Here is an 11,605-nt window from a genome sequence, read left to right on the forward strand (position 1 = left end):
GTGTGCGTGCGCAGGACCTGCAGCGAGCCCTCGTCGCCGACGTGGAAGGTGTCCTGCAGCGTGCGGGCCGGATGATCCGGGAGGAAGTTGAGGGCGTCGAAGTTGAAGTACTCGGCCTCCACCTCCGGGCCGTCGGCGATCTCCCAGCCCATGCCGAGGAAGATGTCGGAGATCGTCTCCATGAGCGAGGTGATCGGGTGCAGCGCACCGACCTGCTCACGGGTGGTGGGCACGGTGACGTCGACGCGCTCCGCTGCAAGCTGCTCCGCGCGCTGCTTGACCTCCAGCTCGGCGAGGACCTCCGCGTAGTGCTTCTCGACGCGCCCCCGCGCCATGTTCACCAGGCGGCCGGCGTCCTTGCGCTGATCTTTGGGCAGGGTGCCCAGGGCGCGGCGGGCCTGCGGAATCGGGGCCTCGTCGCCGAGGTGGTCGCGGCGGGCCACGCCGAGTTCCTCGAGGGTCGTGGCCGCGTCGAAAGCGGCGAGAGCCTGGTCCGCGGCGGCGTTGAGCCCCGCCTCGGTCAGTTCAATTTCCGGAGTGTCAGACACGTACAAACCTTCTCACGATGGGCACTGGTTTTTGAGACTTGTACAGCATACCCGTGCTTATCGACGCCCACGCGCCTGGGCCTTCGCCGACTCATAGAGACAGATCGACGCGGCCGTGGCCAGGTTGAGGGATTCCGCCCGACCCCGGATCGGGATGCGCACCCGGTGGTCGGCGAGCGTCAGCAGCTCCTCCCCCAGTCCATGGGCCTCGTTGCCGAACAGCCAGGCCGTGGGCTTGGTGAGCATCTCCTCGGCGTCGTCGAGCTCCACCTCGCCGGCGGCCGCCGTGGCCAGGATCTGCAGGCCCGCAGCACGCAGCTGACCGAGCACGTCCTTGACGTTGGCGTTGCGGGCCACGGGCAGGTGGAAGAGCGATCCGGCTGAGGCGCGGGCGGCCTTGCTCGACTGCGGGTCCGTGGCCTCCCCGGCGAACACGACGGCATCCGCGCCCATGGCGTCCGCCACCCGGATGAGTGTGCCGGCGTTGCCCGGCTCCGCGGTCTCCACCGGCACCGACACCAGCTGCGGGCGGCCGCGCAGGGCCTTACCGACGGTCCACAGCACCGGCTCGCACACCGCGAACAACCCCGTGGTGGTCACGGTGTCCGACAGCGACTTCGCTGCCTTGTCATTGATGGGGTGCACGTAGACACCCATGTGGCCGCAGGTGATGAGGATGTCCCGGAAACGCTCGGCCGCCCGCTCCGTGACGAAGACGTCGCGCGCGGCACCGGTGGCCACGGCCGCCTCCACGGCGTTCTCCCCCTCGACGATGAACTGGTTCGCCTTCTTCCGTCCCGCCGCCCGCTGCAGTTTCGCGGCGTTGACGATGCGGGGGGTGCGTTCGGTGAAGGGATCCGTGAAGTCGAGGTTCATGGGGTTCAGGCTAGCAGCGGTCCCATGTCGCGGAGAGAATCAGCAACGCCCCGCTGAACCAGGTCCAGCGGGGCGTCGATAAGCAGCTTTAGGCAGCGGCGACCGGGGCGTTGATGTCCTCCGGCAGAGCAGCCTTGGCGGCCTCGCAGAGAGCGGAGAAGGCAGCGAAGTCGCTGACGGCCAGCTCGGCGAGGATCTTGCGGTCGACATCGATCTCAGCCAGGCGCAGGCCGTGGATGAGACGGTTGTAGGTGATGTCGTTCATGCGGGCAGCGGCGTTGATGCGCTGGATCCACAGCTTGCGGAACTCACCCTTACGCGCGCGACGATCGCGGTAAGAGTAGGTCATGGAGTGCAGCCACTGCTCCTTGGCCTTGCGGTAGAGGCGGGAGCGCTGGCCGCGGTAGCCCTTGGCGGACTTGAGGATTGCGCGACGCTTCTTCTTGGCGTTGACGGACCGCTTGACACGTGCCACGGTGATACTTCCTTAAACGATTGAGATGTGGGGGTGGAAAGGCGGCTTGTCTTAAGCCTTGCCGAGGAGGCGCTTCATACGCTTGGTGTCAGCCGGGGACACGTCGACGGTGCCCTTGAGGCGACGGGTGCGGGTGGACGACTTGCCCTCGAGGAGGTGGCGGCGGTTGGCCTGCTCGCGGCGCAGCTTGCCGGAGCCGGTGATCTTCACGCGCTTGGCGGTGCCCTTGTGGGTCTTCTGCTTCATGAGAATTAAGTCCTTAAATCCCGGTTGAAAACGGTGTCTACTTCTTGCCCTTGCGGAGCGGTCCGATCACCATGGTCATGTTGCGGCCGTCCTGCTTGGCGCGGGTCTCGACGATGCCGTACTCCTTGACATCCTCAGACAGACGCTCCAGGAGTCGGAAGCCGAGCTCCGGACGCGACTGCTCACGACCGCGGAACATGATGGTCACCTTGACCTTTGATCCCTTCTCCAGGAAGCGGATCACGTTACCCTTTTTCGTCTCGTAATCGTGGTCATCGATCTTGGGACGGAACTTCTGCTCCTTGACCACAGTCTGCTGCTGGTTCTTGCGGGACTCGCGGGCCTTCTGGGCCTGCTCGTACTTGAACTTTCCGTAGTCCATGATCTTCGCGACCGGCGGCTTTGCGTTCGGGGCCACCTCGACCAGGTCGAGATCTGCCTCGTATGCGAGCTTGCGGGCATCATCCGTGCGGACGATTCCGACCTGCTCACCGCCCGGGCCGACAAGGCGGACCTCGGGAACTCGGATACGCTCATTAATGCGAGCTTCAGCGCTGATGTGTGACTCCTCAAGTAGCGGGTTTCGTGAAACGTACCGTGCCACCTGCGAGGATTTCACCCACGAGAAAAACCCGCCTGCCGGATGTTTCCGACGGCGGGAGATCTCTCAAATAAGACAGCCTGGGGCTGACCTACTCTTGACCTGTATCCAACCGGCATAACCGGCGGCATGAGGTGGGATGATCTCCGCTTGCGGCCCGAGCCCCTGGAGAAGGTGCACGGGTGGTAGTGGGGAGTACTTTAACGGCCGCGGCTACAAAGAGCAAATCGCGGTCGGGGCGACGTCGCCGGCGTCGATAAGCTCGGCCAGTCCGAGGCTGAGTGCATCGAGGATGTCGGTTCCCGTGTCATGGTTCGCGTCATCGGGGTAGGCGATCATGGCCACGCCGATGTGGCCGTCGCCCGCCGGCACCGTCCCGATCTGCCGCACGCCGTACACCTGCGGAGCATCCAGCCCCCAGCCGCCCTTGAAGTGGGCGCCGTCGATGTTCGCCAGGCCGTAGCGCTGCCAGTCCACGATGTCGGCCATCGCCGCATAGGTCGCGCCCTCGGTGTCCACGCACGGCAGGTCTGCAGCGAACTGCGCCTGCTCGGTGAGCGGCCAGAAGGTCTCCCCCGGCAGCGGTTCCAGTTCCGGAACGAAGTCCAGGTCGCCCAACTCCAGGTCCACGGCCCGGGCGAGCTGGTAGGCGGCGGCGTTGTCGGAATTGCTTATCGACGCCTCAATCAACGCCTCCGTCGCCACCCCCTCACGCTCGGCCGCCACGGCGATGGGAACCTTCACCGTCGACCAGGCGAAGGAGGTGCCGGTCAGCCCGACGTGCACGACCTCATCCCCGGTGGCCAGCGCCAGGCCGACCCGCCCACCGTGGTCCGCACTGACTTCCGCTACCAACGTGCGCAGCTCGGCACGCAGATCCACGCGCTCCAGGGAGGTGCCGTCGTCCACCGGCTCCACCGGGGTCTCCTCGGCCGTTGTATCGGCGACGCAACCGGCCACCAGACCGGCGCTCAGCAGGAGCACCACAGCCCCGGGCAACGACTTCATCACGGGCCAGAACTATACCCGGTGCCGTCAATCCCGAACGGCTCGATCCTCCAGAACCACGACGGCGTTGTCCCCGCCCCGGCAGGTGTAGGAGTTCCCGCCCTCGGAGCGACAGGTCATCCGGTAGCTCTGCCCGGTCACCGGGCTGGCTGCCTCGATGTCCTGCGAGGAGTTCGCCCCGGCGTGCGGTGCCATGGCGATGGCGACATTCTCAGCGAAGGCACAACTCGTCTGATCCGTGGCGCGGAAGATGCGCCAGTGGACGTTCGCCGCGCACTGCACCGCCTGCTCCGGGGCCCGGAAGGTAGGCGCCTCTGTGGTGGCCTCTGTCGAGGTCACCGTCGTCACCGGGGGTGCAGCCGGTTGCGACGTCACCGTCACCACGGTCGTGGTGGGATCCGGGGGCTGTGCCGCCGGCTGATCATCGCTACGGAGGAAGGTGTAGTAAATCCACGCACCGAGGACCACCGTGCCCAGGAACAGGAGTGTCAGCAGTACCAGCGCCAGGCCGGAGCGTTCGCGCGGGCGCCGGGGCTCCTGAGAATTCATGACACACAGTCTAGGAGTTCGCCCCTGGCCAATTGCAGGAATAGGCTGACCACATGACTCCAGATCCCCGGGACTCGATGGAGCTGCGTCTCACGCTCCGCAGGTTGGAGGCCGCCGAGGCAGCGCTTGCCGACGCCCGCCGCTCACTCACCGATATCCTCGATCGGCAGGACGCGGCGGATCCCACCCCGGCTCCGGCGCCGCTTCCACAGCAGGTCCCCGTTGCGCCGGTCCCGGCCCCCGCGAAGCCTGCCCGGCCCGCGAAGCCCCCGAAGCCCCCGGTGCCGACGGAAACGAAGGTCATCCGTGCGGTGGCGGTGGTCGGCTCGCTCATCACGGTCGCGGGTGTCGGGCTGGCCGTGGCCCTGGCGATCCAGGCCGGTCTGCTCGGCCCACTGGGCCGGGTGCTCCTGTCCACCCTGCTGGCGGTCGCTCTACTGGGGGCGGGCCTGTGGCTGGATTCCCACCGTCATCGGAACACCGACCGCGACACCACGGGCATGGAGGCCGGGATCACGGCGCTCATCGTCACGTCCTGGCTGGTGGCGACCGTCATCCTGTGGTCGCTGTGGAGAGTTCTCACGTGGTGGCCCGCCTGGCTCACGGTCCTGGTTCTCATTGCCGTGTGGCTGGCTCTGCTCGCGGTCACGGTGATCCGTGGTTTCCGCTCGGTGGCGTTCTTCATGGGCCTGTCGATCATCGTGGTCGTCACCGCCTTCTTCGATGTGTACCTCCCGACCACGTGGCTGGTCACGCTCATGCCGCTCACCCTGCTGGCGACCACGGTCCGGACCGGATACCCGGGCGTGCGTGTCATGGCCGGGGTCATGGCGCTGCTGGTTCAGCTGTGGCTGGCACTGGATGTCATCGAGGTCTACCTCCTCACCCCGCCGCCCGCGTCCCTGGTGGTGGCGCTGGTGGGCATCGGCACCGCACTGGCCAGTGCCGCCACGACGCTGCACCGCCCCAGTGGCGATGAGCGCGCGGATCTGTTCACCACCTTCATCGTCCCGCTCGGTCTCCTCGCCCTGGCCGCGCCGGCGGCCGCCGACACGTGGGGCATCTGGCTGCTCGTCCCGGCCGCCATCGCGCTCTCCGCCCTCGGTTACCGCCATGAGCACCTGCTCGGCGTGGTCGGGGTGTGCGCCACGGCCGTGGCCTTCGTCCTGGTGTGGTGGTTGACTCCCCCGTTCGGCGCCGGCGCGCTTATCGACGCCACCGTCGTCGTCGCCTTCTTCTTCGTCGGTGCGGTCATGGCGGTCATCTGGCTGGACATCCAGGAAGAGACACGTGTCGCTCCGTGGGCCTGCTGGGTGGGCGCGGCCCTCATCGTGACGTTCACGCTCTCCCGCAACGTCCTGGGCAAGTCACCCCTGTGGCTCACCGACCACATCGCCCTCGTGCAGGCGGGCCTCATCGCCGTGTTCCTCGGGGTCCTGCTCTCCCGGCGGAAGGTACTCGCGCAGCTCCCCGTGTGGAGTCAGGTGGCCTTCGCCGTCGCCGGGCTGCACCTGTCGATGGTCACGGTCGTCACCGCGGCCACGTGGCTGGGCCGCATCCTCGCCGGAAACGACGGTATGTGGCTGGGCTACCTGGTCGGCCACGCCCTGGTGAGCATCCTGTGGATGGTGCTCGCCGCGTGGATTCTGCTGGCTGCCCCGGGTCTTTCCGAGCGCGCCTCCCTGGGGGCCGGCATGGTGCTGGCGGTCGCCGCGGTGATCAAACTCGTGTTCTTCGACCTGGGCACCCTGGAAGGCCTGCCGCGGGCCGTGGCGTTCCTGGTCTCCGGTATCGCGCTGCTGGCGATGGCGTCGCTACGCACCCGCCGCCGCGGCGATCAGAGCACCTCGGCGAGGAACTGACCGGTGTAGGAACCCTCCACCTGCGCCACGTCCTCCGGCACGCCCTCGGCCACGACGCGGCCACCGCCGGAGCCACCCTCCGGCCCCATGTCGATGATCCAGTCCGCAGCCTTGATCACATCGAGGTTGTGCTCGATGACGATGACCGAGTTGCCCTTGTCCACCAGCCCCTGAATAACGAGCATGAGCTTGCGCACGTCCTCGAAGTGGAGGCCGGTGGTCGGCTCGTCGAGGATGTAGACGGTCCGGCCCTGGGAACGCTTCTGCAGCTCGGACGCCAGCTTCACGCGCTGGGCTTCACCGCCGGACAGCGTCGTCGCCGCCTGGCCGAGACGCACGTAGCCCAGACCGACATCGACCAGCGTCTGCAGATAACGGTGGATCGAGCTGATGGGCTCGAAGAACTCCGCCGCCTCCGCGATCGGCATGTCGAGGACCTCGGCGATGGTCTTGCCCTTGTACCGGACCTCGAGGGTCTCACGGTTGTAGCGGGCACCCTCACACACTTCACACGGGACGTAAACGTCGGGCAGGAAGTTCATCTCGATCTTCAGGGTGCCGTCGCCCTGGCAGGCCTCACAGCGCCCGCCCTTGACGTTGAAGGAGAAGCGGCCGGCCTTGTAGCCGCGCACCTTCGCCTCGGTGGTCTCGGCGAAGAGTTTGCGCACCTTGTCGAACACGCCGGTGTAGGTCGCCGGGTTGGAACGCGGGGTGCGGCCGATCGGCGACTGGTCCACCTGGACGAGCTTGTCCAGGTGCTCGGTGCCCTCGACCCGCTTCGCGCGGCCCGGCACCTGTCGGGCCTTGTTGAGGGTGTTGGCCAGGGTCTTCGCCAGAATCTGGTTGACCAGGGTCGACTTGCCGGAACCGGAGACACCCGTCACGCAGCACAGCACTCCGAGCGGGATCGACACGTCGATGCCCTGGAGGTTGTTCTCCCGGGCCCCGACGACGGTGAGCTGGCGTTCGGGGTCGACCGGGCGTCGAGAAGCGGGGACGCCGAGCACGCGGCGACCGGACAGATAATCGCCGGTGATGGACCCCTCGGCATCGTAGATGCCGGCAGGATCGCCCTGGTAGACGATCTCGCCGCCGTATTCTCCGGCCTTGGGCCCGATGTCGACGAGCCAGTCGGCCTCGCGGATGGTGTCCTCGTCGTGCTCGACGACGATGAGGGTGTTGCCGATGTCACGCAGGCGCTTGAGCGTGGCGATGAGCCGCTGGTTGTCGCGCTGGTGCAGGCCGATCGAGGGCTCATCGAGGACATAGAGCACGCCGGCCAGGCCGGAGCCGATCTGCGTGGCCAGGCGGATGCGCTGCGCCTCACCACCGGACAGGGTGCCGGCGGCGCGGTTGAGGGTGAGGTAGGACAGGCCGACGTCGAGAAGGAACTGCAGGCGGGCCTGCACCTCCTTGAGCACGGCGCCGGCGATCATCTCCTCCTTGCGGCCCAGCACGAGGGAATCGAGGAACTCACTGGCGTCCGCGATGGACAGCTCCGTCAACCCGGCGATGGAACGCTCACCCTGGGACCGCGACTGCAGGCGCACCGAGAGGATCTCCGGCTTGAGGCGCGCGCCCTGACACGTCGGGCAGGCGACCTCGCGGGTGTAGGCGAGGAAACGCTCCTTCGACCATTCGCTTTCCACCGTGTCGATCTTGCGGTTGAGGTAGCCCATGACGCCCTCGAAGGGCGCGGTCCAGTTGCGGATCCGGCCGTAACGGTTCTTGTAGCGGACCGTCACCTCCTGGCTGGAGCCGTGCACGAGGGCCTTGCGCTGCGGGGCGGAAAGCTCGCTGTACGGGGTCTCCGGATCGAAATCGAGTGTCTTCGCCAGGCCCTCGACCAGTTTCTCGAAGTACCCCGAGTTCGGGCTGGCGGCCCACGGCTGCACGGCCCGGATCACCGGGGCGTCCGGGTCCGGGATGATGAGGTCGATGTCGACCTCCGTGCGGGTACCCAGGCCGTCGCAGGCCGGGCAGGCGCCGTAAGGGGAGTTGAAGGAGAAGGCGCGCGGCTCGAATTCGTCGATGTCGAGGGCGTGGCCGTTGGGGCAGGCGAGCTTCTCGGAGTACAGGACGTAGCGCTCCGGGTCGTCCTCGGGGCGGCTGACGAACTCGAGCGCGACCAGGCCGTCGGCCAGGCCGAGGGCGGTCTCCACCGAGTCGGTGAGTCGCTGCTTCTGCGTCGCCTTGACCTGCAGGCGGTCCACCACGACGTCGATGTCGTGCTTGATCTGCTTCTTCAGGGTGGGGGGCTCGGTGAGCTGGTAGACCTCACCGTCGACACGCACGCGCGCGAAACCCTGCGCCGCGAGGTCCTTGAACAGGTCGACGAACTCACCCTTGCGGGTGCGCACCACCGGCGCCAGGACCTGGAACTTGAGGCCCTCCTCCAGCGCGAGGACCTGGTCGACGATCTGCTGCGGAGTCTGCCGGGTGATTTTCTCATCACACACCGGGCAGTGCGCGGTACCTGCGCGGGAGAAGAGCAGGCGCAGGTAGTCGTAGATCTCCGTGATCGTGCCCACGGTGGAACGCGGGTTGCGGTTCGTCGACTTCTGGTCGATGGACACCGCCGGCGAGAGACCGTCGATGAAGTCGACGTCGGGTTTGTCCATCTGCCCGAGGAACATGCGGGCGTAGGAACTCAGCGACTCGACATAACGTCGCTGCCCTTCCGCGAAGATGGTGTCGAACGCGAGTGAGGACTTGCCCGAGCCGGACAGTCCGGTGAACACCACCATGGTGTCGCGGGGCAGGTCGATGTCGACGCCCTTGAGGTTGTGTTCGCGCGCTCCGCGCACGATGAGGCGATCAGCCACGTGGTATTGCCCTCCTGTGTGAATACTCCCTCGAACATACTACCGAGGGCCGGGAGATCGCTACCCTGGGTGACATGACAGACAACCTCACCCTCCACCAGATCTCCGTCTCAGAGATGGACAACAACTGCTACCTGCTCGTCTCCGGCGACGAGGCATTGCTTATCGACGCCGCCGACGACGCCCCCGCCCTCCTCGGCATGGCCGAGCAGGCCGGCGCCCGCATCACCAGCGTCCTCACCACCCACCGTCACCCGGACCACCACCGGGCGCTCGTCGAGGTGCTCCGGAAGACCGGCGCCACCCACTACGCCTCCTTCCTCGACTCCCCCGCCCTGCCCGCGGACGTCGACGTCGAGCTCAACAACGGCGACACCCTGCCTTTCGCCGGCCACGAGTTCCCGGTCGCCATCCTGCGCGGCCACACCCCCGGCGGAGTCGCCCTGGCCGCGGAGATCGACGGCCAGACCCACCTCTTCGTCGGCGACAGCCTCTTCCCGGGCGGACTGGGTAAGACGACATCCGAAAGCGACTTCGTGCGGTTGTTCAAGGATGTCACCGAGCGGATCTTCGAGAAGTTCGACGACGACACCATCGTGCACCCTGGCCACGGCGAAGGCACCACACTCGGCGCCGAGCGACCCCACCTGGACAACTGGTGGGAGCGCCGTTGGTGAGCATTCCTCGCTACAGTGGAATAGGTACAAACCGTCGCATAGATTACGCATGAATCAAGGAGAACAGAAGATGCTTCGCAAGATCGCCCGCCCCATGATCGCTTCCGTCTACATTGCCGACGGCGCCGACAGCCTGCTCAACACCTCCGAGCACACGGAGGCCGCGGAGACCCTCATCAAGCGCGCCCGTGCGATCCTGCCCCGCGAGTACGCCCGCCGCGTGCCCCGCGACCCGGAGCTGGTCGTGCGCGCAGTCGGCGGCACCAAGGTCGCCGCGGGTGGCGCCCTGGCCGTCGGTTTCATGCCGCGTGCCTCCGCCACCGTGCTCGCCGCCACGGCCATTCCCACCATGATCTCCCGCCACGCCTTCTGGGAGACCCAGGACAAGGCCGAGCGCAGCGCCCGTCGCTCCGGTTTCCTCACCAACCTGGCCCTGCTCGGCGGCCTGTTCATCACCTCCGCCGACACCGCCGGCAAGCCGGGACTCAAGTGGCGCGCCAACAAGGCCGCCGAGGTGACCGGCAAGAAGGTTCAGGCCGCCCTGCCGACCAAGTCCGAGACCGAGAAGTTCGCCGACAACGCCCGCGGCTGGTTCGATGAGGCCACCGACAAGGTCACCGAGTACGCCTCCCGCGCGCAGGACTACTACGAGGACAACAAGGACGACTGGAAGGACACCGCCACCGCGACCGCCGCTGCCGCCACCACGGCTGCCACCGGTGCCGCCTACAAGGTGACCGATTACTTCCAGGACAACAAGGACGACTGGCTGGCCGCCGCCCAGGACAACGCCGAGACCGCTCGCAAGGGCTTCGTCAAGGCAGCCTCCAAGGCCCAGGACCGCGCCGATGACGCCCTCGCTGTCGCCGAGAAGAAGTCCGGCCGCGCCGCCAAGAAGGCCGGCAAGAAGGCCGACAAGCTGCAGTCCCGTGCAGACAAGGCCATCGGCAAGGCACAGAAGAAGCTCGGCGTCTAAACGCCTCCGGTGAAGCCCCCGCTCCGGCGGGGGTTTTCGCTATCCTGGATGGTCCGTTCTTTTCAGGAGGTACGAACCCAGGTGAGCAACCACAACGAGATCGCGCACGAGCAGGACTACGTCGACGACCTGTTCGCGCGTCTCGACGCCGAAGTCACCGCCGCCAACGAGCGCCTGCGCCAGGTGCAGCTCGAGGTGGACCCGGCCAACCCGGACGCCGACGCCCTCATCCGGCGCGAAACCGAGTACCACGGCCTCAACTCCAAGCTCGACCGCCTCAATCTGGCGCAGTTGGGCCTGGTCTTCGGGCGCATCGACATCGACGACCCCGGCACCGAGCCCGAGAACCCGGTCCCCGGGCAGCCCGAGCTCGACCGACGCTACATCGGCCGCATGGGCCTCGACGTCCGCGAGGAGGGCTACCGCACCCTGCTTCTCGACTGGCGCGTCCCCATGGCCCGCCCCTTCTACCTGGCCACCACCGCCCAGCCCGAGGGTGTGCACCTGCGCCGCCACATCCGCACCACGGGCCGGAAGGTCACCGGCATTGACGACGAATGGCTCTCGGGGCCGTCGGCCGGCGACAGCCGCGAGGGCGTCGGCGGCGAGTCAGCTCTGTTCCAGGCGATGCAGGCCGCCCGCACCGGCCACATGAAGTCCATCGTGGAGACGATCCAGCGCGAGCAGGACCTCATCATCCGCGACGACACCCGCGGCGTCATGGTCGTCGAGGGTGGCCCCGGCACCGGCAAGACGGCCGTCGCCCTCCACCGCGTCGCCTACCTTCTCTACACTGCCCGCGAGCAGCTGTCGAAGTCCGGCGTGCTCATCGTCGGCCCGAACTCCACCTTCCTCGACTACATCTCCCGTGTCCTGCCTGAACTCGGCGAGACGGGTGTGGTCCTGTCGACGATCGGAGACCTCTACCCCGGTGTCTCCGGCAGCGCGCCCGAGTCGCTGCT

At 67.2% G+C, this 11,605-nt stretch carries 11 protein-coding genes and 1 pseudogene; 4 read left to right on the forward strand and 8 right to left on the reverse strand.

Features of this window, described 5'->3' with window-relative positions; translation table 11 throughout:
• The 7 genes and pseudogenes from Q4F73_RS08865 to Q4F73_RS08895 form a co-directional block, all read right to left on the reverse strand.
• Positions 1 to 548, reverse strand: a pseudogene (locus tag Q4F73_RS08865) (phenylalanine--tRNA ligase subunit alpha); the annotation flags it as partial.
• Between the two features lie 57 nt (positions 549 to 605).
• Positions 606 to 1,424 carry an RNA methyltransferase gene (locus Q4F73_RS08870; RefSeq protein WP_303358992.1) on the reverse strand — a complete coding sequence of 273 codons (819 nt, stop codon included), beginning with the start codon at positions 1,422 to 1,424 and terminating at the stop codon, positions 606 to 608.
• Positions 1,425 to 1,512: 88 nt separating this feature from the next.
• Positions 1,513 to 1,899 (reverse strand): 50S ribosomal protein L20, encoded by a 387-nt coding sequence (gene rplT, locus Q4F73_RS08875; RefSeq protein WP_303358993.1) that lies wholly within the window; start codon positions 1,897 to 1,899, stop codon positions 1,513 to 1,515.
• A 51-nt stretch (positions 1,900 to 1,950) separates the two neighbouring features.
• Complete coding sequence (gene rpmI, locus Q4F73_RS08880) at positions 1,951 to 2,145, reverse strand: 50S ribosomal protein L35 (RefSeq protein WP_303358994.1); 195 nt, start codon at positions 2,143 to 2,145, stop codon at positions 1,951 to 1,953.
• A 37-nt stretch (positions 2,146 to 2,182) separates the two neighbouring features.
• Positions 2,183 to 2,749, reverse strand: coding sequence for a translation initiation factor IF-3 (infC, locus tag Q4F73_RS08885; RefSeq protein ID WP_303358995.1), 567 nt, complete (start codon positions 2,747 to 2,749; stop codon positions 2,183 to 2,185).
• 210 nt (positions 2,750 to 2,959) lie between these two features.
• Positions 2,960 to 3,757, reverse strand: coding sequence for a hypothetical protein (locus tag Q4F73_RS08890; protein WP_303358996.1), 798 nt, complete (start codon positions 3,755 to 3,757; stop codon positions 2,960 to 2,962).
• A 24-nt stretch (positions 3,758 to 3,781) separates the two neighbouring features.
• The gene (locus tag Q4F73_RS08895; protein WP_303358997.1) at positions 3,782 to 4,303 is read right to left on the reverse strand and encodes a hypothetical protein; all 522 of its coding nucleotides are present in this window, start codon (positions 4,301 to 4,303) and stop codon (positions 3,782 to 3,784) included.
• A 53-nt stretch (positions 4,304 to 4,356) separates the two neighbouring features.
• Between Q4F73_RS08895 and Q4F73_RS08900 the strand changes: the two genes are divergently transcribed.
• The gene (locus tag Q4F73_RS08900) at positions 4,357 to 6,165 is read left to right on the forward strand and encodes a DUF2339 domain-containing protein (protein WP_303358998.1); all 1,809 of its coding nucleotides are present in this window, start codon (positions 4,357 to 4,359) and stop codon (positions 6,163 to 6,165) included.
• Here the strand turns inward: Q4F73_RS08900 and uvrA are convergent.
• A complete protein-coding gene (gene uvrA, locus Q4F73_RS08905; RefSeq protein WP_303358999.1) occupies positions 6,141 to 8,990 on the reverse strand; it encodes an excinuclease ABC subunit UvrA in 2,850 nt (949 codons plus the stop codon). The two genes, Q4F73_RS08900 and uvrA, sit on opposite strands and share 25 nt — an antisense overlap.
• Before the next feature lie 74 nt (positions 8,991 to 9,064).
• Between uvrA and Q4F73_RS08910 the strand changes: the two genes are divergently transcribed.
• The 3 genes from Q4F73_RS08910 to Q4F73_RS08920 form a co-directional block, all read left to right on the forward strand.
• The gene (locus Q4F73_RS08910; RefSeq protein WP_303359000.1) at positions 9,065 to 9,667 is read left to right on the forward strand and encodes an MBL fold metallo-hydrolase; all 603 of its coding nucleotides are present in this window, start codon (positions 9,065 to 9,067) and stop codon (positions 9,665 to 9,667) included.
• Positions 9,668 to 9,737: 70 nt separating this feature from the next.
• Positions 9,738 to 10,643: a DoxX family protein gene (locus Q4F73_RS08915; protein WP_303359001.1), complete on the forward strand. Its 906-nt coding sequence runs from the start codon at positions 9,738 to 9,740 to the stop codon at positions 10,641 to 10,643.
• Positions 10,644 to 10,691: 48 nt separating this feature from the next.
• Positions 10,692 to 11,605: UvrD-helicase domain-containing protein (locus Q4F73_RS08920; RefSeq protein WP_303359002.1), on the forward strand; the 914-nt coding region annotated here is incomplete at its 3' end.

It is taken from the genome of Corynebacterium sp. (assembly GCF_030535495.1).
Classification (GTDB): Bacteria; Actinomycetota; Actinomycetes; order Mycobacteriales; family Mycobacteriaceae; genus Corynebacterium.